Source organism: Mangrovibrevibacter kandeliae (assembly GCF_024519155.1).
In the GTDB taxonomy this organism is placed as follows: domain Bacteria; phylum Pseudomonadota; class Alphaproteobacteria; order Rhizobiales; family Rhizobiaceae; genus Mangrovibrevibacter; species Mangrovibrevibacter kandeliae.
The window spans coordinates 568,443-593,785 of the sequence record NZ_JANIFJ010000002.1 but is presented as its reverse complement, the minus strand read 5'-3'; the positions used below and the strand labels follow the sequence as shown (position 1 = coordinate 593,785).

At 68.6% G+C, this 25,343-nt stretch carries 26 protein-coding genes and 1 pseudogene; 16 read left to right on the top strand and 11 right to left on the bottom strand.

What is annotated here, in order from left to right; translation table 11 throughout:
- The first annotated feature begins 149 nt into the window (after nucleotides 1-149).
- Together NPA30_RS09040 and secB are read left to right on the top strand one after the other, a co-directional pair.
- A complete protein-coding gene (locus NPA30_RS09040) occupies nucleotides 150-674 on the top strand; it encodes an FxsA family protein (protein ID WP_256802298.1) in 525 nt (174 codons plus the stop codon).
- A gap of 163 nt (nucleotides 675-837) precedes the next feature.
- Nucleotides 838-1,326, top strand: coding sequence for a protein-export chaperone SecB (gene secB, locus NPA30_RS09035; protein ID WP_256802297.1), 489 nt, complete (start codon nucleotides 838-840; stop codon nucleotides 1,324-1,326).
- A 191-nt stretch (nucleotides 1,327-1,517) separates the two neighbouring features.
- Here the strand turns inward: secB and NPA30_RS09030 are convergent, their stop codons facing one another.
- Both NPA30_RS09030 and dnaQ read right to left on the bottom strand, forming a co-directional pair.
- Entirely contained in the window at nucleotides 1,518-1,700 is a 183-nt protein-coding gene (locus tag NPA30_RS09030; RefSeq protein WP_256802296.1) for a hypothetical protein, read from the bottom strand.
- A gap of 106 nt (nucleotides 1,701-1,806) precedes the next feature.
- Entirely contained in the window at nucleotides 1,807-2,529 is a 723-nt protein-coding gene (dnaQ, locus tag NPA30_RS09025) for a DNA polymerase III subunit epsilon (protein ID WP_256802295.1), read from the bottom strand.
- A gap of 258 nt (nucleotides 2,530-2,787) precedes the next feature.
- On the opposite strand from dnaQ, the gene NPA30_RS09020 reads away from it, so the two are divergent.
- On the top strand, nucleotides 2,788-4,185 hold the full coding sequence (locus NPA30_RS09020) for an MFS transporter (protein WP_256802294.1): 1,398 nt from the start codon (nucleotides 2,788-2,790) through the stop codon (nucleotides 4,183-4,185).
- 73 nt (nucleotides 4,186-4,258) lie between these two features.
- Here the strand turns inward: NPA30_RS09020 and coaE are convergent, their stop codons facing one another.
- Genes coaE through NPA30_RS09000 form a run of 4 tightly spaced genes read right to left on the bottom strand, consistent with a single transcriptional unit; the run spans nucleotide 4,259 to nucleotide 6,778 of the window.
- On the bottom strand, nucleotides 4,259-4,873 hold the full coding sequence (gene coaE / locus NPA30_RS09015) for a dephospho-CoA kinase (RefSeq protein WP_256802293.1): 615 nt from the start codon (nucleotides 4,871-4,873) through the stop codon (nucleotides 4,259-4,261).
- Nucleotide 4,874: 1 nt separating this feature from the next.
- Entirely contained in the window at nucleotides 4,875-5,312 is a 438-nt protein-coding gene (locus tag NPA30_RS09010; RefSeq protein WP_256802292.1) for a DUF4440 domain-containing protein, read from the bottom strand.
- On the bottom strand, nucleotides 5,309-6,148 hold the full coding sequence (locus NPA30_RS09005; protein ID WP_256802291.1) for a shikimate dehydrogenase: 840 nt from the start codon (nucleotides 6,146-6,148) through the stop codon (nucleotides 5,309-5,311). The genes NPA30_RS09010 and NPA30_RS09005 overlap by 4 nt, the downstream gene beginning before the upstream one ends.
- A gap of 30 nt (nucleotides 6,149-6,178) precedes the next feature.
- Complete coding sequence (locus NPA30_RS09000) at nucleotides 6,179-6,778, bottom strand: Maf-like protein (protein ID WP_256802290.1); 600 nt, start codon at nucleotides 6,776-6,778, stop codon at nucleotides 6,179-6,181.
- Nucleotides 6,779-7,315: 537 nt separating this feature from the next.
- Here NPA30_RS09000 and hemE point away from each other — a divergent pair.
- The 3 genes from hemE to NPA30_RS08985 are packed head-to-tail and all read left to right on the top strand — an operon-like array spanning nucleotide 7,316 to nucleotide 9,446.
- Complete coding sequence (gene hemE / locus NPA30_RS08995) at nucleotides 7,316-8,341, top strand: uroporphyrinogen decarboxylase (RefSeq protein ID WP_256802289.1); 1,026 nt, start codon at nucleotides 7,316-7,318, stop codon at nucleotides 8,339-8,341.
- Nucleotides 8,342-8,350: 9 nt separating this feature from the next.
- On the top strand, nucleotides 8,351-8,854 hold the full coding sequence (gene hemJ, locus NPA30_RS08990) for a protoporphyrinogen oxidase HemJ (RefSeq protein ID WP_256802288.1): 504 nt from the start codon (nucleotides 8,351-8,353) through the stop codon (nucleotides 8,852-8,854).
- A gap of 34 nt (nucleotides 8,855-8,888) precedes the next feature.
- Nucleotides 8,889-9,446 (top strand): gluconokinase, encoded by a 558-nt coding sequence (locus tag NPA30_RS08985; RefSeq protein WP_256802287.1) that lies wholly within the window; start codon nucleotides 8,889-8,891, stop codon nucleotides 9,444-9,446.
- A 25-nt stretch (nucleotides 9,447-9,471) separates the two neighbouring features.
- On the opposite strand, the gene NPA30_RS08980 is transcribed toward NPA30_RS08985, so the two are convergent.
- Entirely contained in the window at nucleotides 9,472-10,236 is a 765-nt protein-coding gene (locus NPA30_RS08980) for a class I SAM-dependent methyltransferase (protein ID WP_256802286.1), read from the bottom strand.
- 90 nt (nucleotides 10,237-10,326) lie between these two features.
- On the opposite strand from NPA30_RS08980, the gene NPA30_RS08975 reads away from it, so the two are divergent.
- Nucleotides 10,327-11,109, top strand: coding sequence for a helix-turn-helix transcriptional regulator (locus NPA30_RS08975; RefSeq protein ID WP_256802285.1), 783 nt, complete (start codon nucleotides 10,327-10,329; stop codon nucleotides 11,107-11,109).
- Between the two features lie 88 nt (nucleotides 11,110-11,197).
- Here NPA30_RS08975 and NPA30_RS08970 read toward each other — a convergent pair whose 3' ends face one another.
- Entirely contained in the window at nucleotides 11,198-11,800 is a 603-nt protein-coding gene (locus NPA30_RS08970; RefSeq protein WP_256802284.1) for a glutathione S-transferase family protein, read from the bottom strand.
- A 75-nt stretch (nucleotides 11,801-11,875) separates the two neighbouring features.
- Here NPA30_RS08970 and NPA30_RS08965 point away from each other — a divergent pair, with 75 nt between their 5' ends.
- Both NPA30_RS08965 and rho read left to right on the top strand, forming a co-directional pair.
- On the top strand, nucleotides 11,876-12,568 hold the full coding sequence (locus NPA30_RS08965) for a helix-turn-helix transcriptional regulator (protein ID WP_256802283.1): 693 nt from the start codon (nucleotides 11,876-11,878) through the stop codon (nucleotides 12,566-12,568).
- 244 nt (nucleotides 12,569-12,812) lie between these two features.
- Complete coding sequence (rho, locus tag NPA30_RS08960; protein WP_256802282.1) at nucleotides 12,813-14,078, top strand: transcription termination factor Rho; 1,266 nt, start codon at nucleotides 12,813-12,815, stop codon at nucleotides 14,076-14,078.
- Between the two features lie 207 nt (nucleotides 14,079-14,285).
- Here rho and NPA30_RS08955 read toward each other — a convergent pair.
- Nucleotides 14,286-15,242: pseudogene (locus NPA30_RS08955) on the bottom strand (aldo/keto reductase); the annotation flags it as partial.
- Between the two features lie 87 nt (nucleotides 15,243-15,329).
- Here NPA30_RS08955 and NPA30_RS08950 point away from each other — a divergent pair.
- Together NPA30_RS08950 and NPA30_RS08945 are read left to right on the top strand one after the other, a co-directional pair.
- On the top strand, nucleotides 15,330-15,887 hold the full coding sequence (locus NPA30_RS08950; protein WP_256802281.1) for a TetR/AcrR family transcriptional regulator: 558 nt from the start codon (nucleotides 15,330-15,332) through the stop codon (nucleotides 15,885-15,887).
- Nucleotides 15,888-16,001: 114 nt separating this feature from the next.
- Nucleotides 16,002-16,481, top strand: coding sequence for a YbaK/EbsC family protein (locus NPA30_RS08945; RefSeq protein WP_256802280.1), 480 nt, complete (start codon nucleotides 16,002-16,004; stop codon nucleotides 16,479-16,481).
- Nucleotides 16,482-16,583: 102 nt separating this feature from the next.
- Here NPA30_RS08945 and NPA30_RS08940 read toward each other — a convergent pair whose 3' ends face one another.
- On the bottom strand, nucleotides 16,584-18,611 hold the full coding sequence (locus NPA30_RS08940; RefSeq protein ID WP_256802279.1) for a thioredoxin domain-containing protein: 2,028 nt from the start codon (nucleotides 18,609-18,611) through the stop codon (nucleotides 16,584-16,586).
- 117 nt (nucleotides 18,612-18,728) lie between these two features.
- Here NPA30_RS08940 and mnmE point away from each other — a divergent pair, with 117 nt between their 5' ends.
- Nucleotides 18,729-20,105: a tRNA uridine-5-carboxymethylaminomethyl(34) synthesis GTPase MnmE gene (gene mnmE, locus NPA30_RS08935; protein ID WP_256802278.1), complete on the top strand. Its 1,377-nt coding sequence runs from the start codon at nucleotides 18,729-18,731 to the stop codon at nucleotides 20,103-20,105.
- Nucleotides 20,106-20,151: 46 nt separating this feature from the next.
- Here the strand turns inward: mnmE and NPA30_RS08930 are convergent, their stop codons facing one another.
- Nucleotides 20,152-20,724, bottom strand: coding sequence for a Uma2 family endonuclease (locus NPA30_RS08930; protein ID WP_256802277.1), 573 nt, complete (start codon nucleotides 20,722-20,724; stop codon nucleotides 20,152-20,154).
- Nucleotides 20,725-20,830: 106 nt separating this feature from the next.
- Here NPA30_RS08930 and mnmG point away from each other — a divergent pair, with 106 nt between their 5' ends.
- The 4 genes from mnmG (at nucleotide 20,831) to NPA30_RS08910 (ending at nucleotide 25,341) form a co-directional block, all read left to right on the top strand.
- Nucleotides 20,831-22,723 (top strand): tRNA uridine-5-carboxymethylaminomethyl(34) synthesis enzyme MnmG, encoded by a 1,893-nt coding sequence (gene mnmG / locus NPA30_RS08925; RefSeq protein ID WP_256802276.1) that lies wholly within the window; start codon nucleotides 20,831-20,833, stop codon nucleotides 22,721-22,723.
- A gap of 17 nt (nucleotides 22,724-22,740) precedes the next feature.
- A complete protein-coding gene (rsmG, locus tag NPA30_RS08920) occupies nucleotides 22,741-23,403 on the top strand; it encodes a 16S rRNA (guanine(527)-N(7))-methyltransferase RsmG (protein WP_372338775.1) in 663 nt (220 codons plus the stop codon).
- Between the two features lie 64 nt (nucleotides 23,404-23,467).
- Nucleotides 23,468-24,280: a ParA family protein gene (locus NPA30_RS08915; RefSeq protein WP_256802274.1), complete on the top strand. Its 813-nt coding sequence runs from the start codon at nucleotides 23,468-23,470 to the stop codon at nucleotides 24,278-24,280.
- A 59-nt stretch (nucleotides 24,281-24,339) separates the two neighbouring features.
- Nucleotides 24,340-25,341, top strand: coding sequence for a ParB/RepB/Spo0J family partition protein (locus tag NPA30_RS08910; protein WP_256802273.1), 1,002 nt, complete (start codon nucleotides 24,340-24,342; stop codon nucleotides 25,339-25,341).
- Nucleotides 25,342-25,343: the final 2 nt, after the last annotated feature.

The window sequence follows — 25,343 nt, the reverse complement described above, 5'->3', positions numbered from 1 at the left end:
CGCATTCAAATCGCCGTCGCGAGTTCCCATGTCAGGGCAAACACTTCGTGACGGCTGTTCGATCCGAACACTGCCACAAAACCGCGCGGCAGGCAGTCGATTTCGACTCGTCGCGCGTTGTCCGGTCTAAACAAGTCCGCGAGCGCCCGATGCCATTCACCCTGATCCCGTTCCTGCTGCTGGTGGTTCCGATCCTGGAGATCACCGTGTTCATCCTCGTCGGCCAGTGGATCGGACTCGGCTGGACGCTGGCCCTCGTCGTCCTCAGCGCGGTGAGCGGTACGATCCTCCTGCGGCGCCAGGGCTTCTCCACCCTCGCCCGCATCCGGGCGGAGACACAGGCCGGCCGATTGCCGGGACGCGATCTCGTGCACGGCATGATGATCATGGTCGCGGGTGTGCTCCTCCTGACGCCCGGCTTCGTCACCGACGCCGTCGGCCTCCTTCTGTTCGTGCCGCAAGTTCGCGAGCGCGCCTGGGCGTTCCTGCGCGACCGCGTCACCGTCGTGGTGGCGGGTCAGGCGGCCGGGGCCCGGCCGACGCCGCATCCCGGCCGTCCCGCACACGGTCCCGACGTCGTCGATCTCTCGGACGAGGAGTTTCGCCGTCGCTCGCCCGACGGCTCGCCCTGGACGGCGCCGGACGAGACGCCGGGCAATCGCACGCTGCACTGATCCGGCCGGCGGGGCGGGGGCGCGCGCTTGTAAGCCCAGGACCTGCGTGTTAGCGGTCCGGCCGAGTTTCCAAAGGAGCGGGCGCCACAGGGCGGACCTGCCCCATCCGCCCTCGGCCGGAGATGCGCTATCCGGCGGACACAGCCAGCGAACAGGATCAGCCATGTCCGAGACCGATCAGACCACCAACGGCAACGCCCAGAGCCCGACGCTCAACATCCTTGCCCAATACATCAAGGACCTTTCCTTCGAGAGCCCGAACGCGCCAGGCGTGTTGCGCGGCCAGACGAAGGCGCCGGGCATCAACATCGGCGTCAATGTCGGTGCCAATCCGGTCAACGGCGCCGACGGCGAGTACGACGTCAAGCTGTCGCTGAACGCGCAGGCCGGCGAAGGCGGGGACATGCTGTTCCACGTCGAACTCGAGTATGGCGGCATCTTCCGGGTCAAGAATTTCCCGCAGGAACACCTGCTGCCGGTGCTGTTCATCGAGTGCCCGCGGCTGCTCTTCCCCTTCGCGCGGCAGGTGATCGCCGACGTCACCCGCAATGGCGGCTTCCCGCCGCTGATGATCGATCCGATCGATTTTGCGGCGCTGTTCCAGCAGCGCATGGCCGAGGAACGGGCGCGCCAGCAGGTGCAGGTGAGCTGAGACTGGAGGCGCCGGCCGCACCGGGCACCGTTGCTCCCCCCCCCCTGGAACGGGGATCGGATGTCGCTCGTTTGTGAGAACATTCGTTGCTGGGAGCATACAAGCATGCGTCTCGTTCAATGCCTTGCGGCGGCCGCAGTCCTCGCCTCCGCCCCCGCTGTCGCCGTGATCGGCGCTTCGGGTGCCGCCGCTCAGTCGAGCACCGTCATCGTCACCGATCCGACGCCGCCGCCCCCGCCTCCGCCGTCGAGCACCGTCGTCGTCACCACCGACCAGCCGGTGCCGCCGCCTGAGCCGGTGACGGTCTGCTCGCAGACCACCACGACGAAGACGAACATCCTCGGGTCGAAGCAGACGACCACCACCAACTGCAACTGAGGTTTCGGAAGAGGGCACCGCCAGCGTGAGCGGCGACCACCCGACCGGTGAAGCACCAACCGAATGGCCGGAACCCCGTTCCGGCCATTGTCATGTCCGCTGCTATTCCGCCGTCTCGACGACCGCGACCGGTGCCAGGACGCGCAGCCACAGCGCATCCTCCCCGAGTGTGCGGACGAAGGCGAGATGACGGGCGGCCTCCTCCGGGCTGAGGCGCGGCGCAAGCGGGCGCGGTCGCGGCTTCAACTGGACCAGCCCAGCCTCGCCGTCGGAGGTCGCCCGCTCGTCCGCCATGTCCAGCCCGAGGGCGGCCTGCCGGCCACCGATGAGCTCGATGTACACATCGGCGAGGAGTTCGGAGTCGAGAAGCGCCCCATGCTTCTCGCGACGGCTGGTGTCGATCTGGAAGCGTGAACACAGGGCATCGAGCGTCGCAGGCGCCATCGGGAACTTGCGCCGCGCCATCGCCAGCGTGTCCACCACCATGTCGGGCGGGATCGCCGGCAGACCGAGCCGTGCCAATTCAGCGTTGAGGAAGCGAACGTCGAAGGTGGCGTTGTGCGCCACCAGCCGGGCTCCGGTGAAGAACGCGGCGAAGTCGTCGGCGATCTCCGGGAAGGCTGGCTTGTCGGCCAGGAACTCGTCGGACAGGCCATGGACGTCGAAGGCTTCCGGGTCCACCCGCCGGCCGACCGGGCGGATGTAGACGTGAAAGCTCTTGCCGGTGGGGATGTGGTTCCAGAGCTCGATCCCGCCGATCTCGATCACCCGGTCGTGCTCGAAATCGAGCCCGGTGGTCTCTGTATCGAAGACGATTTCGCGCATGCCGGCCTCGCTGCTCGATGCCGTTGTCCGTCAGACCCGGATCGAAGGCAACGAAATTTGCCCGCCAGGCCGCCGGTGTCCACGACGCAAATGCATGTTCCTGCTTTGTTTTCCGGTGAGCACGGCCTTCCCTGCTCTTGAACGCTACGGTCGGCTGATCAATCTGGTATACACGGCGGCCCTGCGTTATGGCACACCCTCCGTCTCCCGCCTCGGGGCCGCGCTGCGACCTTGCGAGCAGCTTCCGCGAGCCTTCCCATGACTGTTCAAGACGGCCTGCCGCAGCCCCAGCGCTCCCTTGCATTCTGCACGGTGGGCATCGCCCTCTTCGTCGCCGTGCTGGACAATGCGGTGGTCAACGTCGCCCTGCCGCCGATCACCCAGGAGATGGGGATCCGTCCCGTCGATGCGGTCTGGGTGGTCAACGCCTATCAGCTGGTGATCACGATCCTGCTGCTGCCGCTGGCGTCGCTTGGCGAGATCTGGGGCTACCGGCGCGTCTACCTCAGCGGGCTCGCGATCTTCACCCTCGCCTCGCTCGCCTGCGCCCTCTCCTCGACCCTGCCGATGCTGATTGCCGCCCGGGCACTGCAGGGGCTCGGGGCCGCCGGCATCATGAGCATCAACATCGCGCTGGTGCGCTTCATCTTTCCGCAGGCGATCCTCGGCCGCGCCGTCGGAACGACGGCGATGATCGTGGGCGTCGCGGCCGCGGCCGGCCCATCGATCGCGGGCTTCATCCTGTCCTTCACGAGCTGGCCAGCGCTGTTCCTCGTCAACGTCCCGCTCGGGTTCATCGCGCTGTTCGTCGGCTGGCGCACCCTGCCGGTCACGCCGCGTGCCAATCGCCGCTTCCACTGGGTGAGCGCGATCCTCAGCGCCCTCACCTTCGGGCTCGTCATCTCCGGCGTCGACGCCCTCGGGCACAACCAGTCGCTCGCACTGGCGGTCGGCGAAATCGGGGTCGGGCTCGCCGTCGGCGTCTACTTCGTGCGCCACCAGCTCCGAATGGAGGCGCCGATGCTGCCGGTCGACCTCCTGGCGACCCCGATCTTCGCCCTGTCGGCCACGACCTCGGTGCTGTCCTTTGGTGCCCAGGCGATCTCGTTCGTCACGCTGCCGTTCCTGCTGCACGACTCGCTCGGCTACAGCCCGGCGGAAACGGGCTTCCTGTTCACGCCCTGGCCGATCGCGACCGCGATCGCGGCCTTCGTGTCCGGCCGTCTGGCGGACCGGGTCAACGCCGGCAAGCTCGCCGCGCTCGGCCTCTTCCTCATGTCGGCCGGGCTCGTGTCGCTGCTGTTCCTGCCGGCTCATCCCGCCGACATCGACCTCGCCTGGCGGCTGGCGCTCGCCGGCTTCGGCTTCGGCATATTCCAGACGCCGAACAACAAGGTGCTGATCTCGAGCGCTCCGCGCGAGCGCAGCGGCGGGGCGAGCGGCATTCAGTCGACGGCCCGCCTCGTCGGCCAATCCCTCAGTGTTGCGATGCTCGCGGCGATCTTCGGCCTCGTCCCGTCCCACCAGATCGAGGTCGCACTCGGCCTTGCCGCCGCACTCGCGGCCGCCGGCATCCTGCCGAGCTACCTGCGCCGGCCCGGCCCGATCCCGCAGCGCCGTCCTGCTGCTACGGCGTCCTCCGCCGCAGCCGAGTGACCGGGAGACGCCAGGAGCGGCGGACGTCGGTCGAAAGCCGGATCGGCGGCGACTCCACGTTGTCGAAGCGCCATCAGATTCTCGAAGGTCCCGAGGGAGATCGAACGGATCCCGTCAGCGCCTCGACGAGTGCCTCGACCTGCCGACGCGCCTCGCCGATGCCGTTGCCGGTGTCGATGACGTGGTCGGCCCGCCGCCGCTTTTCGGCGTCCGGCATCTGCCGGGCCAGGATCGCGTCCAGCCGCTGCGGGCTCATTCCCTCCCGGTCGAGCACCCGGGCGCGCTGAATGTCGGCCGGCGCGCTGACCACGACGACGCGGTCGACGCGCGCCTCGGCTCCGGTTTCGAACAGAAGCGGGATATCGAGGAGGACGACCGGGGCACCGGCCGCCTTCGCCTGGTCGAGAAAGGCCGTCTCCTCCTCGCGCACCAGCGGATGCACGAGAGCTTCCAGACGGGAGAGTGCCGCGCGGTCGCCGACCACGCGCTGCGACAGCGCTGCCCGATCGACGGTTCCCTTCTTGACGGTTCCCGGGAACGCCGCCTCGATCAGCGGCGCGGCCCGACCGGCATAGAGCGCGTGAACGGCCGCGTCGGCGGAATAGACGGGCACGCCGAGCGCCGCGAACATCGCGGCCGTCGTCGTCTTGCCCATGCCGATCGAGCCGGTGAGCCCGAGGACGAGCATCTCAGTCGTTGACCAGAAGGGCGAGGCGCCAGTCGCCCCCCGGTTCGCGCAGCAGCGTGTAGCGGCACGTGAACTCGAGCGCGGCCTCGCCGTCCTCCCGCTCCTGCCGCCAGGCGAGCGCGACAAAGGCGGCTTCGCCCGTGAGCGCCGTGCTTTTCGCCTCGAAGGCCGAGTGGACGATCTCCTCGCTCTCGAACACCGACAGGAGCGCATGGATGTTTTCGAGAAGCTCGTCGCGATCCATGAAGACGTTGCCGCGACCGCTCTGCCAGATCGTCACCGGAAACGCGAAGCAGTCCGCGATCGCGTCCGCATCGAAGTCGTCGAAGCCTTCCGCATAGCGCTCGAACAGCGCCTCGATCTCGGACGGAAGGACGGTCGCGCCGACGCCGCTGCCGAGTTCGACGGAGAGTCCGCCTGCGGGATGATTGTCGTTCAAGGCACCCTCTCGATATCGGAGACGACGAGGTCTCTCAGCGCCGCAGTGACCTCCGGGCGCACGCCGAACCATCGCTCGAAGCCCGGCACGGCCTGATGCAGCAGCATCCCCAGCCCGTCGGCGGCAGCGAGGCCACGGAGCCGCGCCGCCCTCAGGAGCGGCGTCTCCAGCGGTACATAGACAATGTCCGACACCATGGCATGGTCCGGCAGCGAATCGAGCTCCGGCAGAGCATCGCCGTCGCCGGCCGCCTTGGCCATATCCTTCGACACGGTATTCACCAGAAGATCAGCATGGCGAAGCAAGGCGCGCTGCTCGCCCTCGCCATGGCCGCTCACCCGCGGCCCGAACGCCTCGGCGAGCGCCTCTGCGCGCGCGACCGTCCGGTTGATCACGCGCACCCGCGCCCGGCTTCGGTCGAGCACCGCATGGAGCACGGCCCGCGCCGCGCCGCCCGCGCCGAGGATCACCACGTCTTCAGCCCCATCCCAGCCGGGCAGCAGCGCGTCCAGATTGGCAGCGAAGCCGTACGCGTCCGTGTTGCCACCGCACAGGGTGCCGTCTTCGAGCCAGAGCGTGTTGACCGCCCCGATCGCCGCCGCCGTCGCATCGAGCCGGCTGGCTGCGCGGAGTGCCGTCTCCTTGTGTGGAACGGTGACGTTGCCACCGGCAAAGCCGCTCCCGGGCAGCGCCCCGAAAAAGTCGGGCGCCTTCTCGGGCGGCACCGCGATCTTCTCGTAGCTGCCCTCGATCCCGAACGCGCTCAGCCAATGGCCGTGGATCAGCGGCGAGCGCGAATGGGCGACCGGCCAGCCCGTGACGAAGGCGCGCGTCATTCGGCCGCCCCTCCGGTCTCCGCCGTGCGATCAGCCATCGATGGCGCCCCGCACCCGCAGTTCCTTGAGCAGCGGCAGCAGCGGCAAGCCGATTACGGTGAAGTAATCGCCTTCGATGCGCTCCATCAGCTGGATGCCGGGGCCTTCGACCTGATAGGCGCCGACGCTGGTCAGCACCGCGGCGCCGGCCTGCGCGAGGTAGCGCCCGACGAAGCCCGGATCGAGGGCGCGAAAGGTGATGCTGGCGACACCGACATGCCGCCACAGGACAACGCCGTCCTCGACCAGCACCACCGCGCTGTTCAGCCGATGGGTCTGGCCGGACAGGCGCAGGAGCGTCAGGCGGGCGGCCTCCATGTCCGCCGGCTTGTGGAAGATCTCGTCGCCGAGCGACAGCGTCTGGTCCGCGCCGATGACGATCGCGCCGGGATGTCGCGCCGACACGTCCGTCGCCTTCGCCTCGGCAAGGATCGTCGCGACGTCCTCCGGGTCGGCACCGCTGTCGACGAGCGGCGCCTCGAGCGCACGCTCGTCGAGCGTGCTCCGGTCGATGACGGGCTTCAGCCCCGCATTCTCCAACAGAAGGCGGCGATGCGGGCTGCCCGAGGCGAGCACCAACTCCTGCGCCATGTCTCCTCCGTTAACCAATTCTTCACGGCTGGCGCATCAGATAGCGAGGTCTGTCCTGGAGCGCCACCGGCGTGGCGAACTCGATTCGCTGGCGAAGGACAAGCCGGTCACAAGCGACGTGCACGGGATTCAGAGCCGGCCTGTGGGTTAAGGAAGGGTTACCACCAGGCTTCCCGTCGACGGGCCGGAGCCTGTGCGCAACCCACCGAGTCGTCCACACCGGCGCGTTTCGACCCGCTGTTGATGGCTGGTTGCGACGCATTGGGATCGGGCGTCGCCTGTCCCCAACCCGTCGATCGTCGATCACCAAGTGACCCACGTCGCCGTGACCTCGCAAGCGTCGGGAAAATCACGCCTTTCTGCCTCCGTCCCCGCACCTCACAGGCACCTGCCGATCCGTCGTGCTCGACAGGACGTGCAGGCGCGCCTCGAGCCACCGATCTTCCTGCCCATGTGAATTCCGGCTATCCACCGACTCTAAGAATCAAAAAATCATCTCTTCGAGATTTTCTTTTCTATAGAGGAGCCCCATTCGGCATGGCACAGCGCAACCTCGTCCGTGTCCTCGAGGGCGAGACGGTCTTTCCACCTCCGGTCTGGCTGATGCGCCAGGCCGGGCGCTACCTTCCCGAATATCGGGCGACGCGCGAGACGGCCGGCGGGTTCCTTGACCTCTGCTACAATCCCGACTTCGCCACCGAAGTGACACTCCAGCCGATCCGGCGCTTCGGCTTCGATGCGGCGATCCTGTTCTCCGACATCCTGGTGATCCCGGATGCGCTCGACCGGGGCCTGCGCTTCCAGCAGGGCGAAGGGCCGAAGCTCGACCCGATCGGGCCGGACGAGATCGCCGGCCTCGATCCCGGCCGCGCCGAGGCGCATCTCGCCCCGGTCATCGAAACCGTCGCCCGCCTGCGTGCGGCCCTTCCCGACGAGACGGCCCTGATCGGCTTCTGCGGTGCCCCCTGGACGGTCGCCACCTACATGATCGCCGGTCACGGCACGCCGGATCAGGCGCCGGCCCGGCTGTTCGGCTATCGCCACCCGGAGGCGATGGCGGCGCTGCTCGCTCTGCTCGCCGAGATGTCGGCCGACTACCTGATCCGCCAGTTGCGCGCCGGTGCCGACTGCGTCCAGATCTTCGACAGCTGGGCCGGCGTCCTCGACGAGGCGAGCTTCGAGGCCTTCGTCGTCGGACCCACGCGGCGGATCGTCGACCGGGTGCGGGCGGCGGTGCCCGGCGCCCGGATCATCGGCTTCCCCAAGGGGGCAAACGCGCTTCTGCCACGCTATCGGAGCGCCACGGGCGTCGATGCGGTCGGACTGGACTGGGCGGTGCCGTTCGAGCTGGCGCGAGACCTGCAGCGGCAGGGTGCGGTGCAGGGCAATCTCGACCCCTTGCGGCTGATCGCCGGCGGACAGGCGCTGGAGGAGGGCGTCGACCGGATTCTCGAGGCACTCGGCCAGGGGCCGTTGATCTTCAACCTCGGACACGGCATTACCCCGGACGCGCCCATCGCTCATGTCGAGGCGCTACTGGCGCGCATCCGCGCCGCCGGCTGAGGAGTGCCCATGCGCAACGCCGTCATCGCGCTCGCCGTCACCGCCGTCCTGGCGGCGGCGCTGTTCCTGCTGGTGCCGGGATCGGCCTATGCCTGGGTGAAGGCGCTGCACGTCCTGGCGATCATCGCCTGGATGGCGGGAATGCTCTATCTGCCGCGGCTCTTCGTCTATCATGCCGAGGCGGGGCCGGGGACGCCGCAGTCCGAAACCTTCAAGGTGATGGAGCGGCGGCTCCTGAAGGCGATCATCAATCCCGCGATGATCGTCACCTGGGTCGCCGGCCTGTGGCTCGCCGTCAACGGCAGCTGGTTCTTGCCCGGCAACGGCTGGCTGCACGCCAAGATCTTCCTCGTCGTGCTGATGTCGGGCTTCCATGGCTATCTCTCGGCATCGACGCGCCGCTTCGCCGGAGATGCGAACACGCGCTCGTCGCGCCACTGGCGGATGATGAACGAGGTGCCGACGGTGCTCCTCATCCTGATCGTCGTCCTCGTGGTGGTGAAGCCCTTCTGACGGCGCGCCACCGGCGGACGGGAGGCCGCCCGACATGACCGACGCGACACTGCCCGAGCATGCCGAGCCTATGGTCCCGGCCCAGCCCACGGCGCTCGTCGTCATGGGCCCGTCGGGCGTCGGCAAGACCACCACCGCCGAAGCCCTTGCCGAGCGCCTCGGCTGGCGGTTTGCCGAAGCCGACCGGTTCCACCCGCAGGCCAACATCGACAAGATGACCCGCGGCGTTCCGCTGCAGGACGCCGACCGCGGTCCCTGGCTGGCGGCGATCCGCGACTGGATCTCCGGCGAGGCACAGAGCGGTCGCAGCGTCGTGGTGACCTGCTCGGCGCTGAAGCGGCGCTACCGCGACGTCCTGCGGCAGGCCTCGGCGCGGGTGCGCTTCGTCTATCTCTACGCCGATCCGACGCTCGTCGGCGCGCGCCTCGGCCATCGCACCGGGCACTTCATGCCGCCCTCGCTCCTCGCCTCGCAGTTCGCCGACCTTGAGCCGCTGACCCGCGACGAGGACGGCGTTGCGGTCGCGGTGGATAAGGCGCCCGACCTCGTGGTCGACGACGCGCTGGCCCAGCTCGGTCTGCACGCGGGCTGACAGGCGCCCGGCGATGGCCGCGACGTCAGGCGATGCCGAGGAGGCAGGTCGCTGCCGTCAGGTCGAAGCTGCCACCGGCGTCGATGGCGAAGTGCTCGCGCACCGGCAGCGGCGCGCCGGCCTGGATCGAACGGATCGCCTCCCGGTGCACGGCGCTCGTGCGGGTCCGGGTCGTCCAGTCGTCGAACACCATCCGCATCCGTCGCAGCGACAGCTCTTCCAGCTGGAAGCCTGCCTGAGCGAGAGCCGTCGCCCATTCCGCCAGCGTGTAGTTGCGCACATGCGAGGGATCGCGCAGCAGCTCGACGGTCTGCAGGTGGGTGTCGGCCGCCGCATCGGCGGGAGCGATGCTGTCGATCACGATGGCCCAGCCACCGGGCTTCAGCACCCGCCGGGCCTCCCGCAGCCCGGCATGGAGATCCTGCCAGTGATGTGCGGTGAAGCGGCAGAGCACCGCGTCGAAGCTCGCCTCGGCGAAGGGCAGCGCCTCCGCCGCAGCGCGTTCGGTGCGGATGTTCGCCAGGCCGCGCTCGGCCGCCGTCGCCGTGACGACGTCGAGCATCGCCGGCGTCACGTCGCAGGCAACGACCACGTCCACATGCGCGGCGGCCCGGTAGCTGACATGGCCGCCGCCGCAGCCGAGATCCAGGACCCGGCTCACTCGGCGACGGCGCAGTTCGTCTTCGATCCGGTCGAGGTCGGCGCCGCTGGCGTGGACGGCGCTGGTCACGTAATCCTTGGCGCGTGCGCCATAGTGGTCGGCGACATGGGTCTGTTGGGGTGAAAGCATGGCGGGCTCCTCTTCTGCCGCCGTTTTAGACCTTGAGCCGGCGCGCGGAAGGCGTCCGGTTATCCTGGGATCGCCAGTCACAGGCCGGCGATGAAGCTGCCACCGGAGCGACGCCGGCAGCTGGGCGCCTTCCTGCGCCGTCATCGGGAGGCCTTGGAGGACCGGGTGAACCCGTCCGGCCGCCGGCGCACGCCCGGCCTGCGGCGCGAGGACGTCGCCGAACGCGCCGGCCTCAGCGCCAGCTGGTACACCTGGGCGGAGCAGGGGCGGGACGTCGCGCTGTCCGACGCCGCGCTCGCCCGCCTCTCCGACGCCCTTCGCCTCAGCCCGCCCGAGCGGCGCTATCTGTTCGAGCTCGCACAGCGGCGCGACCCGTCGCCGCCGTCCTTGGGCCTGCGATACGAGCTGCCGGCCGAGCTCGGCACGCTCGTCGGCGCCATCGCTCTTCCCGCCTACGTGATGGACCCGCTCTGGCGGGCCCGGGTCTGGAACACGCCCGCCGGCGTGCTCTTCGCGCCCTGGCTGGGGAGCGGCGAAGCCTGCCTCCTGCGCTTCGTCCTCCTCGATCCCAGGGCGCAGGACTTCATCGTCGACTGGGAGGATCGCGCGCGCCGGCTGGTGGCGGAGTTCCGGTCCGACATCGCGGGATCGGCCGACCCCGCGATCGACGCGCTGGCAAGCGATCTGAACGCGGTGAGCGCGCTGTTCCGCCAGGCGTGGGACCGGCAGCTGGTGCTCGATCGCGAGGGCGGCCTGCGCCGCTTCCGCGGGCCGGACGGGGCGATCAGCAGCTACCGGCAGGCGACCCTATCGTCGCCGGTCGCCCTGGGGTGGAAGGTCGTCTACCTCGAGCCGCTTGCGGCCGAAGGGTAACCACCTCTGTGTGAAGATGGTCCCGCCGGCCGGGAGGACCGCCGTCGACCGGGGTGACGAGGGACGATCTTTGAGCGTCCCAAGGCGATCAGGCCGCCATCTGCTTGCGGTCGAACTCCGCTGCGAACGCGGTGCCCGGCCGCTCGGCACAGCGGTCGATCCAGGCATCGATCGCTGCGTTTCCGGTCTTGCCGAACCAGCCGAAGGCGCTCTGCAGGAGAAGATCGGCGGCGGTGTAGCGCTCGCCGAGGAGATAGGGACCGGCGTCCAGCGCGTCGGCAAGCCTCGCCAGCATCTCCGGCCGGCCCCGGAACGTCGCGCGTGTCGCGGGGTGGTCCAGCCCGGCCGCCTCCAGCACGAAGACCGGCTCCATCACGCCGGCATACCAGCTGAGCCAGCTGAGATAGGCGCCGCGCCTCGGGTCGCCCGGCGGCACGCCGAGACCGGCCGCGGGAAAGCGTTCGGCGAGGTACTCGACGATCGCGCTCGATTCCCGGATGGCGACGCCGTCCTCTTGGAGAAACGGCACCTTGCCCTCGGGATGGGGATTGCGCGGATCGGCCGCGCCGGAGCCGTCGACGCGGCGCACCGACACGGTCTCGATCTCGACCGCGTCGAGGACACCGAGTTCGGCGATGAGGGCGACGATGCGGGTGGATCGGCTGCGCGGGGAATGGAAAAGCGTGAGCATGATTGCCTCCTGTCGGGTTTGACACGAGGCTGCTATAGCCGAGGCCTACTGCCAGTTTCCGTCAGCAGGTTCGCGATGGCCCGCAGCGATCGACTTCTCCGCCTGCTCCAGGCGATGCGCGTCTTGCCGAAGCCGGTGACGGCCGCCCGGCTGGCGGAGGCGACCGGCGTGTCGCTGCGCTCGATCTACCGCGACATCGACAGCCTGCGGGCCGCCGGTGCGCGGATCGAGGGCGAGCGCGGCTACGGCTATCGCCTGCTCGAGGACTACGCGCTGCCGCCGCTCACCTTCGAACGGATCGAGATCGAGGCGCTGGTGCTCGGGCTGGCCGAGGTGCGCCATATGGGCGACCCGGTGCTCGCCCGGGCCGCCGAGTCCGCGCTTGCGAAGGTCACCGCCAGCCTGACCGGGGAGCGAGAGCAGGAGGTGCTGCACGCGGTGTCGCAGGTCTACCGCTCGGAAGCGCGCTACGCGCCCGCGATCGACATGGACATCCTGCGCGCCGGGTGCTGGCGCGAGCGCGCCGTCGCGATCAGCTATGTCGACAAGGACGGCCGAGCCACCGACCGCACCATCCTGCCGCTCGCCATCGTCTACCTGGAGCGCAGCCTCATGGTGCTCGCCTGGTGCCGGCTGCGGGAGGGGTTCCGGATGTTCCGCGCCGAGCGCATCGTGGCGGCGGAGGATGCGTGCGAGAGCTTCCGTCCGCGGCGGGCCGCGCTGCTGCGGGCCTATCTGGCAGAGCTGCGGCAGGGCAGTCGCGGTTGAGCCGTCCCGCTGGCATGAACTGGTTTGCCCAGGCCGGGCAAGCGGGACAGCACCGGCGGATGCGGGAGCGTCTTGCACCTCGCCTTGCTTGTCGCTATATCGGCTTTCGTATCCCGCCTTCCGAAGGGCGCCGGCCGGAACACCCTGCCCCGCCTCGCGTCGCCGATCAGTTCTGCTCTCGGCCGCACCATCTCCCCATTGTGACACATTCGTCAGTCCCGTCCGGGACGGAGCCAAAGACCTCATGTCAGAAATGAAACTTCAGGACCTGAAGAACAAAAGCGCCCCCGAACTCATCGCGTTTGCCGAGGAGAACGAGGTCGAGAACGCTTCGGTCCTGCGCAAGCAAGAGCTGCTGTTCGCCATCCTCAAGCGCCTCGCGGCGCAGGAGGTGGAGATCATCGGCGAAGGCGTCGTCGAGATCCTCCAGGACGGCTTCGGCTTCCTGCGCTCGCCCGAGGCGAACTACCTGCCCGGCCCCGACGACATCTACATCTCGCCCTCGCAGATCCGTCGCTTCTCGCTGAAGACCGGCGACACCGTGGAGGGGCCGATCCGCAGCCCGAAGGAGGGCGAACGCTATTTCGCGCTCCTCAAGGTCAACACCATCAATTTCGACGATCCCGAGAAGATCCGGCACAAGAGCCACTTCGACAATCTGACGCCGCTCTACCCGAACGAGCGCTTCAAGATGGAGCTCGAGGTTCCGACCTCGAAGGACCTTTCGGCCCGCGTCATCGATCTCGTGGCGCCGCTCGGCAAGGGCCAGCGCGGCCTGATCGTTGCACCGCCGCGCACCGGCAAGACGGTGCTCCTGCAGAACATCGCCCACTCGATCACCGCCAACCATCCGGAGTGCTACCTGATCGTGCTGCTCATCGACGAGCGGCCGGAAGAGGTGACCGACATGCAGCGCTCGGTGCGCGGCGAGGTGGTGTCGTCGACCTTCGACGAGCCGGCGGTGCGCCACGTCCAGGTCGCCGAGATGGTGATCGAGAAGGCCAAGCGCCTTGTCGAGCACGGCCGCGACGTCGTCATCCTGCTCGATTCGATCACCCGCCTTGGCCGCGCCTACAACACCGTCGTGCCGTCCTCCGGCAAGGTGCTGACGGGCGGCGTCGACGCCAATGCCCTGCAGCGCCCGAAGCGCTTCTTCGGTGCGGCCCGCAATATCGAGGAAGGCGGCTCGCTGACGATCATCGCGACCGCGCTCATCGACACCGGCAGCCGCATGGACGAGGTGATCTTCGAGGAGTTCAAGGGCACCGGCAACTCGGAGATCGTGCTCGACCGCAAGGTCGCCGACAAGCGCATCTTCCCGGCGATGGACATCCTCAAGTCCGGCACCCGCAAGGAGGATCTCCTGATCCAGCGCCAGGACCTGCAGAAGATCTTCGTGCTGCGCCGCATCCTTGCCCCGATGGGCACCACCGATGCGATCGAGTTCCTGAACGACAAGCTGAAGCAGACCAAGACCAACGGCGATTTCTTCGACTCGATGAACACCTGAGGGCGCCGGTCGCGACGCGAGACGCCTGCGAGACACCAGAAGGGGCGGTCCATCGGGCCGCCCCTTCTGCGTTTTGCATGGATCGGCGGCGCGCGATCGGCACACCGTCAGCCTGCCGTGGTGGCGTCAGGCGGTCGGCCGGATGCCCACCCGCTCCGAGATCTGTCGGATCACCTTCGGGTCCGATACGCCCTGGAAGTCGTTGCGCGGTGTGTACGGCGCCTCGATGGCCGCGACCTCGTCATCGCTCAGGTCCAGCGACAGGGAGGCGACGGCTTCGTCCAGATGGCGCGGCTTGGTGGCTCCGACGATCGGCGCGGTCACGACGGGGTTGCGCCGCAGCCAGGCAAGCGCCACCTGCGCCATCGAAACGCCCCGCGCGGCGGCGACCGCCGCCAGCGCACCGACGATGGCGCGGTCCGCCTCCTCCGTCCCGGCGTAAAGCATCGCCTGGTACGGATCCTTCGCGGACCGATCCGTGGTCGCGTCCCAAGGCCGCGTCAGCCGGCCGCGCGCGAGCGGGCTCCAGATCATCGTCCCGACACCCCAGTCGGCACAGAGCGGATGCATCTCGTGGTCTTCCTCGCGCGCGAGGAGATTGTAGTGGTTCTGCAGCGTGACGAAGCGCGTCCAGCCGTTCTCCTTCTGCAGGCGCAGCGCCTTGCCGAACTCCCAGGCCTTCATCGACGAGGCGCCGAGATAGCGGGCCTTGCCGGCCTTCACGACGTCGTGCAGCGCCTCCAGAGTTTCTTCCCATGGCGTCACCGGGTCGATGCGGTGGATCATGTAGATGTCGACATGGTCCATCCCCAGACGCCGGAGCGAGTGGTCGATCTCGGCCATGATGGCCTTGCGCGAGAGGCCGCTGCCGTTCGGACCCGGTCGCATCGGATGCCGCACCTTGGTGCAGACGACGAGGTCGTCCCGCCGGCCGAAGTCCCTCAGCGCACGGCCCAGGATCTCCTCGCTCGAGCCCTGCGAATACATGTTGGCCGTGTCGAAGAAGTTGATGCCACGCTCGATGGCGCCGCGGATCATCGCGCGGCTTTCGTCTTCGGGCAACGACCAGTAGGGGTGTCCGCGCTCCGGCTCGCCGTAGCTCATCGCGCCGATGCAGAGCGGCGAGACGTCGAGACCGGTACGGCCGAGTTTCACATATTGCATGGACTCGTCTCCTGCCATAAACCGGAGAGCTCTCCGGTACGAGGCAGGCGATACGGAGACTTCTCCGTTTAGTCAAGGGGCGGACCAGTGACCGAAGACGCGACCCGGCAACGCGCCGACGCCAAGGCAAACCGCGCACGCATCCTCGACGTCGCCCGCGATGCCTTCGCCGCGACGCCGGATGCGTCGCTGAACTCGATCGCCAAGGCGGCCGGCATCGGGCCGGGCACGCTTTACCGGCATTTCCCGACCCGCGAGGCACTGGTGCTGGGGGTCTATCGACATGAGATCGACACGCTCGTGCAGCTGGCGCATGGCCTCACCGCGATCCATCCACCGCTCCAGGCCTTTCGACTGTGGTGCGACCGGCTGGCGCAGTACGGCCGGGTGAAGCATGGCCTGACGGACGTCCTGCACTCGGCTGCGGCCGATCCGGTCCACGCGGAAGTCTATGGTCCGATGGTCGAGGCGGTGGGCCATCTGGTTTCGGCCTGCCAGGGCGCCGAAGAGTTCCGGAGCGGAATCGAGGCGGAGGACGTTCTCCTGCTTCTCGCGTTCCTCTGGCGGCCGAGGGTGGCTGACACGGATCCCGGCCGATCCGACCGGATGCTCACGCTCGTCGTCGAAGGCTTGCGCGCCCGTTGATCCGCGCTTCAACCGGTCTCGCCGGCCTGGCTCTGGCCGCACGCGGGCGGCGTCGATAGCCTGTCGCCTGAGCTGGAATGAGAAGCCCCTATCCCATCGAATAGGACGCAGACGATGACCGACTATCCCGCACCGGTACAGCGCGTGCTGGCCGATGCCGCGGCCAAGGGCGTGGCACTCAAGATCGTGACGACGCAGACGACGGCACGTTCGGCCGCGGAGGCGGCCGGCGCCGTCGGCGCCGAAGTCGGGCAGATCGTGAAATCGCTTCTGTTTCGCGGTCGCGACAGCGGCCGCCCCTACCTCCTCCTGGTGTCGGGCGCGAACCGGGTGAACGAAACGGCGGTCGCGGCGAATCTCGGCGAAGCCTTGGAGCGGCCGGATGCCGACTTCGTGCGGTTGCACACCGGACTCGCGATTGGCGGCGTCTCGCCATTCGGGGCGCCGGGCGCGATCCCGACCTGGATCGACGGCGATCTCCTCGAATTTGCGACCATCTGGGCCGCAGCGGGCACGCCGTTCCACGTCTTTTCGATCGCGCCGCAGGACCTCGTACGCGCCACGGGCGGCGCGGTGATCGACGTCAAGGGCTGACGACGTCGAACGCGAGGACCGCTGTGTTTCGCCCGCTCCGCCTCGCAGAAAGCTGCCGCTCCCGCGCCTCGGGGGCAGGCGCTTCACGTAGAGGTAAGCCGGCTATTCCAACAGCGTGGCACGCAATTCGTCGATCTCGTAGATCGGTGGCCGACACGCCTGGTCGCGGCACAACAGGGCCGCTGGGTAGCGCTCCGGGCGGAACGCAGCGAGCGGCAGCTCCTCCGGCAGGCCGCCGGTGTCGCGAAGCCGCAGGTCGATCCGCGACAGATCCAGACGCGCGTTGGCCGCTGCCCCCATCTCGCCCATGCCCGGGTTGGAGCGATAGCCGACGATCGCGAGCTCGCTGCCATGAACGAAGCGGTCGAGCGCACAGGTGAGGGCCGGGGACGCGCCGATGGCATCGTGTCGCCGGCCGAACGCCGCTTCGGCCGCCGTGCGCGCGCGCTCGGTGCCGGCAGGGTCGCCGCTGATCTGGGCGAGCATCGTCAGGGCCTCGACAACCAGCGCCGTCCCGCCAGGCACCGCGTCGTCCTGGTCGCCGCGTGGCCGCAGGATCACGTCGCGCGCATCCGATGCGGTGAGGTAGTGGCCCCCCTGCCCGTCGCCGTGCCAGCGCTCGAGCGCCTCGGCCAGCCGATGCGCCTGTTCCAGATGCGCCGGCTCGCCGGTCGCCGCAAACAGCGCGACGGCGGCCGCGATCATGGCGCCGTAGTCGGACGAAAGCGCGTTGCCCGCCGTCTTTCCGTCGCGCCAGGCGTGTCGCAGCCGGCCGTCCTGCACCATCGCCGTGGTCACGAAGCGGAAGGCATCCTTGGCGAGCCGCAGCGCGGTCTCGTCCTCAAGCGCCACCGCGACCTCGGCAAGAGCCCGGATGAGCAGGCCGTTCCAGTCGGCAAGAACCTTGTCGTCCCGCCCCGGTGGCGCGCGCCGTTCACGGATCTCCAGAAGTTTGGCCCGCTCCTCGTCATAGGTCGCACCGTCTCCTTCGCCGTGCGGGTGGAGGCGGTGCAGGATCGTGCTGCCCTCCCAGTTGCCGGCTGGCGAGACGTCGAAGGCGCGCGCGAACTGCGTGGCATCGATCCCGAGCAGCGCGTCGATCTCCTGCGACCGCCACACGTAGTAGGCGCCCTCCTCTGCATGCCCGCTCTCGTCCGGGCTGTCCGCATCGAGGGAGGCCGCAAAGCCGCCGTCCGGCAGACGCATCTCCCGGGAGAGCCAGCCGATCGTCTCGGCGATCCGCCGCTCGAACAACGCGTCGCCCGTCGCCCGCCATCCCCAGACGAGGTGACGCAGAAACTGGGCGTTGTCGTAGAGCATCTTTTCGAAATGCGGCACCAGCCAGCGGTCGTCTGTCGAGTAGCGATGCAGGCCGCCGCCGACATGGTCGTAGATGCCGCCGTTGCAGAGGCTTCGAAGGGTGAGGAGGAAGGCTTCGCGCTGCTCCGCAGGGCCGGCGGGGAAGGCGCCGCGGGCGATCACCTCCATGTAGGCGGCGTTGGGGAACTTCGGCGCGCCCTTGATGCCGCCCAGCTCGCGATCGATGATGCCCGTGATCTTCTCGGCCGCACGCGCCACGAGGTCGGGCGGGACCGCCCCGGGCGCCGTGCCGCCGGCGGAGAGGAAGGCGTCGAGCCGCGCGGACAGATCGGCCGCGCTGGCGCTGAGGCTCGTCTGCTTGTCCTCCCAGGCCTTGGCGACGGCTTCGAGCACCTGGCTGAAGCTCGGGCGTCCATGCATCGCCTGTTTCGGGAAGTAGGTGCCGCCCCAGAAGGGCTTGCCCTCGGGGGTCAGGAACATCGTCATCGGCCAGCCGCCATGCTCGCCCATCGCATGGAGGGCGGTCATGTAGATGTGGTCGATGTCCGGCCGCTCCTCACGGTCGACCTTGATGTTGACGAAGAGCCGGTTCATCAGCGCCGCGGTCTGCGGATCCTCGAAGCTCTCATGCGCCATGACGTGGCACCAGTGGCAGGCCGCATAGCCCACCGAGAGCAGGACGGGCTTGCCGGTCGCCTTCGCTTCGTCGAGCGCGGCCTCCGACCATTCCCGCCAGTGCACGGGGTTGTCGCGGTGCTGCTGCAGATAGGGGCTCAGCGCCTGGTCGAGCTGGTTGCCGGTGTCGCGCATTGCAAGGCTCCTCTTGGTCGCGGCTTGTCCTCGGCGATCCCTATAGCCTAAGGCGGAACGCGTCGCCTTCGAGGGCTGATGGGCAGCGCTCGGGCCGTTCACGTGAAACATCCCGCCATGTCGGACACCATCGTCGCCCTGTCCTCCGGCTCGCTGCCCTCCGGCATCGCCGTGATCCGCATCAGCGGTCCCGCCAGCCATGCGGTGCTGGAGGCCGTGGCCGGCGGGGTGCCGGCGCCACGACGTGCCAGCCTGCGGACGATCCGCGACGCCGCCGGGCTGCCGATCGATCGTGGGCTCGTGCTGTTCTTCGACGCGCCGGGCACGGCCACCGGCGAGGATCTGGCGGAGCTGCATCTGCATGGCGGCCGCGCAGTCGTCGCCGCGGCGCTGGCCGCCGCCTGCGCCGTGCCCGGGGTCCGCCTCGCGGTCGCGGGCGAGTTCACCCGCCGCGCTTTCGAGCACGGCCGTATCGATCTCACGGAAGCCGAGGGCCTTGCCGATCTCCTCGCCGCCGAAACCGAGCTGCAGCGGCGTGCGGCCCACGCTCAGGCCGAAGGCGGACTTCGGACGATCTACCAGGACTGGATGTCGAGGTTGACCCGGATGCGCGCCCTCCTGGAGGCGAGCTTCGACTTTGCCGACGAGGGGGATGTCGGGGAAGAGGTCGGACGGGATGTCCTCGCGCTGGCCGAGCGGCTCGCGGTGGACATGGACGTGCATCTCGCTCGTGCGATCCGTGGCGAACTTCTGCGGGAGGGCTTCCGGGTCGCCATCGTCGGTGCGCCGAACGCCGGCAAGTCGAGCCTCCTCAACGCGCTGGCCGAACGCGAGGTCGCGATCGTCACCGACGTGCCGGGTACGACGCGCGACGTGCTGGAGGTGACGCTCGATCTCGGCGGTGTGCCGGTGCGGCTCTCCGACACCGCCGGACTGCGCGACGCGGAGGATGCGGTCGAGCGGATCGGGATCGAGCGGGCCCGCAGGGCCGCGGCGGAAGCCGATCTCGTGCTGATGCTCTCGGACGGCACCCGGCGTCTGCCGGAACTCGTGGCGCCGGCGCGCCCGACACACGGGGAGTCAGGCGGAGCGCCGGGGTTCTGGATGCAGCATATCGAGGGGCGCAAGGACAGCATCAGACTGTCGGTGCGCAGCAAGATCGATGTCGCAGCCGCCGCCGGAGTGGCGGAAGCGGATTATGATCATGCGGTGTCGACGGTCACCGGGGAGGGCCTGGCAGATCTCCTCGAGCACCTCGGACGGATCGCCGCGGAGGCTGCCGGAGGTCCGGATGCGCTGCCGCTGCGCGCGCGTCAGCGCGAGCTCGTCACGGAGGCACGCGCTCTTCTTCAGGAGATCGATGCGAGCGAACCGCCGGAGGTCGTGGCGGAGGTGCTCCGACGCACGTCAGATCGGCTCGGCGCACTGACCGGAGTCGTGAGCGTGGAGGATCTCCTCGGCGTCATCTTTTCAGAGTTCTGCATCGGGAAGTAGGGGGCTCTTGTGGCTCGCTCTTAGGAGGATCCACCGGACGCCTCGCCTACCCGGCCTCCTCGAAGCTCAGCCGGTCATAGATCTCGCGCAGCGGGATCGCAATTCCGATGGCCGGCAGATCGAGCGCGCCGTCGAGCCCCATGATGCTCTGCGGTGACCAGTCTCCAGCGGGGCCACGGGACCAGATGGTCATGAGCGGCTGGCGCGGCTCGATGATCACGATGTGCTGCATCGTCTCGACACGCTTGTACTCCACGACCTTGCGCAGGCGGTCGAAGTCACGAGTCGATGGCGAGAGCACCTCGAAGACGACCGTCGGTGCGGTGGCGGCGAAGCCGTCGGGATCGAGACGTCCACAGTCCACTCCGACATCCGGACGGCGGATCTGGCCGGGCAGTGTTTCGACGCTGCCGTCGGCGGTGAACGGACGACAACGCCCGCCGCGTAAGCGGTTACCAAGCGCGATGAGCAGATTCGTGACAATCACGTCATGACGCTGGGAGGCACCGGTCATCATCTTCAGCGGATAGCCGCCGACGAGCTCGTAGCGGCCCTCCTGTTCCGTCTGCCAACGGAAGAAGGTCTCGACCGACCAGGGGCTGATCTCGGCAAGGCTCATCACCGGCTCCGTTGTCTGACAGCGCGCCCCATATTATAGCTCGGCCCACTCTCGTACAAACAGAACGCGGCTTCGGCGCCGCACGACCTTTGCCCCCGGTGGTCCCATGTCCGCAGTTCCAACGCCCGACGACGATACGCAGTACGATGTCGTCGTCATCGGCGGCGGCCACGCCGGCTGCGAGGCGGCGAGTGCCGCGGCCCGGACGGGTGCGCGGACGGCACTGGTGACCCATCGCTTCGACACGATCGGCGCGATGTCCTGCAATCCGGCGATTGGCGGGATCGGCAAGGGGCATCTCGTGCGCGAGGTCGATGCACTGGGCGGGCTGATGGGTAAGGTGGCCGACGCGGCCGGGATCCAGTTCCGCCTGCTCAACCGGCGCAAGGGCCCGGCGGTGCGCGGGCCGCGGACGCAGGCCGATCGCAAGCTCTACCGTGCCGCAATGCAAGCTGCGATCGGCGCGCAGCAGAACCTTTCGGTCATCGAAGGCGACGCGGAGGATCTGTCGCTGGACCCGGAGGGGCGGATCACTGGGGTCCGCCTCGGCAATGGCCGGCTGCTGCGATGCGGCGCAACCGTGCTGACCACGGGCACCTTCCTGCGCGGCCTGATCCATATCGGCGATCGCAAGATCCCGGCCGGCCGCATGGGCGAGAATCCCTCACTCGGGCTGTCCGGGGCGTTGCAGCGTCTCGGCCTGAAACTCGGACGTTTGAAGACCGGCACGCCGGCGCGGCTCGACGGGCGATCGATCGACTGGCAGGGCCTCGACCGGCAGCGCCCCGACGATGACCCGCAGCCCTTCTCCTATCTCACGACCTCGATCGCCAACCGGCAGATCGACTGCGGCATCACCCGCACGACGGACGCGACGCATCGCATCATCCGCACGAACCTCGGGCGCTCGGCACTCTATTCCGGGCAGATCGAGGGAACTGGCCCGCGCTACTGCCCGTCGATCGAGGACAAGATCGTCAAGTTCGGCGATCGCGACGGGCACCAGATCTTCCTTGAGCCCGAAGGTCTCGACGACGACACCATCTACCCGAATGGCCTCTCGACCTCGCTGCCGGAGGATGTGCAGGAGGCGTTCTTGCGGTCGATCCCGGGCCTCGAGCACGTGACGATCCTGAAGCCGGGCTATGCCATCGAGTACGACCACGTCGATCCGCGCGAACTGCGCCCGACGCTCGAGGTGCGCACTGTGAGGGGCCTGTTCCTCGCCGGCCAGATCAACGGGACGACAGGCTACGAGGAGGCGGCGGCGCAGGGGCTGGTCGCCGGACTCAATGCAGCCCGCCGCGCCGGCGACGCCGAGCCCGTCACCATCGGCCGGGCGGATGCCTATATCGGGGTGATGCTGGACGACCTCACGCGGCGCGGCGTGACCGAGCCCTATCGGATGTTCACCTCGCGCGCCGAGTTCCGCCTGTCGCTGCGGGCCGACAATGCCGACCGGCGGCTGACCCCGCTTGGCCTGTCGCTTGGTCTCGTCGACGGTCGACGGCAAGGCGTGTACGAGGCGAGCGAAGCGGCGCTGTCCGCGGCGCGTCGGCTGCTGGAGGACCGAACCCTTACGCCATCGGCCGGCGCGCGACACGGCCTCTCGCTCAACCAGGATGGCCGGCCGCGTTCCGCCTGGCAACTTCTGTCCCAAGCGGAGATCGACCTCAAACGCCTGTCCGCGATCTGGCCGGAGTTCAGCGCGATCGAGGCGCCGGTTCGCGAGCGGATCGAGATCGAGGCCGCCTATGATGTCTATCTGGAGCGGCAGTCCCGCGATCAGGCCCGGCTGCGGCGAGACGAAGCGCGAACCATCCCGGATGACTTCGACTACGCGGCATTGAAGGGCCTCTCCAACGAGTTGCGGCAGAAGCTGACGGCCTACCGGCCGCGGAGCGTCGCCGAAGCGGAGCGAATCGACGGGATGACACCGGCCGCGCTCGCCATCGTGCTGCTCGCCCTCACCCGTTCAACGGTGGTCCGAGCGGCATGAGGAATGCCTCTGACGTGATGGAACCCGCGGATCGACAGCGACGCGCAAGCGACCGCGCTGCCGTCCTCGCCGGACACGCTGTTTCACGTGAAACCACAGAGGGCTTGGATCGCATCGTCGCGCTGCTGGACGAGTGGCAGGCGCGGACGAACCTCGTCGCACCCTCGACCCTTCCCGAGCTCTGGACGCGGCACATCGCCGATTCGCTGCAGTTTCACCGGCTGGCGCCTTCGGCCGAGACCTGGGTGGATCTTGGCAGCGGCGGCGGGTTTCCTGGCATCGTCGTCGGGACTGCGCGGGCGTCTGACCCGCAGTTCGAACTCCACCTGGTCGAGAGCAATGCAAAGAAGGCGGCGTTTTTGCGGGCTGCGCAGCGTCTCAACCGGATTCCCGGTGCCGTGCACCCCGTTCGAATCGAGGCGGCCGGCACGGTCATCTCGCGGGCCGACGTCGTCAGCGCACGGGCTCTCGCCTCCCTGAACGACCTGCTGCGCATGGTCGCTCCACACCTTCGCCCGGACGCGCGGTGCCTGTTCGCCAAGGGCCGGGGTCATGAACAGGAAATCGCCGATGCTTCTGCCCATTGGCGATTCCGCGTGCTAAAGCACGAATCGGACGTCGAAGAAGGGTCTGTGATCCTCGAGATCGACGACATTGCTCCCGTGAAACAGATCGGCTGACGGGAGCGAGTTCCGCTTCGCTCGACCGGCTGCCGGACCGGCGGTCGGCCCAAGGGAGCCCGTGATGGACGCGATATCGGCCCGACCCATGCGAGTGATCACCATCGCCAACCAGAAGGGCGGCGTCGGCAAGACCACCACCGCCATCAATCTGGCCACCGCACTGGCCGCGGTCGGCAAGCGGGCGCTGCTTGTCGATCTCGATCCGCAGGGGAACGCCTCCACCGGGCTCGGCATCGATCGCAACGACCGCAGCACCTCGTCCTATGATCTCCTCATCGGCGAAGCCTCCGTCGCGGAGGCGGCGATGCCGACCGCGGTGCCGAGCCTCTCCGTAGTGCCCTCGACCCTCGACCTCCTCGGCTTCGAAATGGAAATTGCCGGAGCGAGCGACCGTGCTTTCCGGCTGCGCAAGGCGCTTCACGCCCACGCCGCCGGTGCTGCGCAGTTCGATTTCGTGCTGGTGGATTGCCCGCCGTCGCTCAATCTCCTGACGATCAACGCCATGGCCGCGGCCGACTCGATCCTGGTGCCGCTGCAATGCGAGTTCTTCGCCTTGGAGGGCCTTAGCCAGCTGCTGCAGACGGTGGAACAGGTGCGCGACACGCTGAACCCGGCGCTCGAGCTGCACGGCATCGTGCTGACCATGTTCGACGGGCGCAACAATCTGGCGAGCCAGGTGGTGCGCGACGTGCGGGCCTACATGGGCGAGCACGTCTACCAGACGATCATCCCGCGGAACGTTCGGGTTTCGGAGGCGCCATCATTTGGTAAGCCGGCTATTCTCTACGACATGAAGTGCCCGGGCTCGCAGGCTTATATCCGGCTCGCGTCAGAGGTTATTCAGCGCGAGAAGCGAGCGGCCGCGGCGGCATGAGCGATCGAGACGCGGGCGGTCGAGGCAGCGGTGGCGAACGGAAGAACGAGGGGAAGGCGATGAGCGAGGACAGGTCGCGGCAGAGGCTCGGACGCGGGCTCGCCTCGCTGATCGGCGGCGACGGCGGCGCACCCTCCGGCCAGATCCCTGGATTCTCGGCCAACGGCAATCGCAATGGCGCCCAGTCCGGCGAACGCCGTATTCCTGTCGAGCAGATCCAGGCCAATCCGAGGAACCCCCGCCGCAGCTTCGAACCGTCCGAACTGGAGGAGCTCGTGGCCTCGGTGAAGGCGCATGGCGTCGTGCAGCCGATCCTGGTGCGTCCTGCTCCGGGCGAGCCCGAGCGCTGGGAGATCGTGGCGGGCGAACGGCGCTGGCGGGCGGCGAAGCAGGCGGGTCTGGCGGCAATTCCCACGGTCGTCCGGGAGATGACGGATCGCCAGTCGCTCGAAATCGCCATCATCGAGAACGTTCAGCGCAGCGACCTCAACGCCATCGAGGAAGCGCTGGGCTACGAGATGCTGATCGACGAGCACGGCTACACCCAGTCCGACCTCGCCGACGTGCTCGGCAAGAGCCGCAGCCACGTCGCCAACACACTGCGGCTTCTGAAGCTGCCGGATGACGTCAAGGACCTCGTGCAGGCGGGCAAGCTGTCGGCCGGCCACGCCCGCACCGCCGTCTCGGCGGAGGATCCGGCGAACTTTGCTCGCGAGATCATGACGCGCGGGCTTTCGGTGCGCGAGGCCGAGGACCTCGCTCGCACGCGCGGCGGCGCCGGTGAAGCGAGCGGGCCTTCGCCCTCGGCGAGCCGGCAGGGGCGTGCAGGGCGGAAGCGCCCGAGCGTCCCGGCCGCCTCGGCCAAGGATGCCGACACCGTCGCGCTCGAGAAGCTGTTGGCCGAGGCGCTCGGGATGAGCGTGTCGATCGACTTCAGCGGCGAGGGTGGCTCCCTGCGGATCGACTACGGCTCGCTGGACGAGCTGGACGAGGTGTGCCGTCGGCTGCAGTCCGGTGCCGGCGGACGCACGGTGTCGATCCCGCAGATCCGCAGCCACTGAAG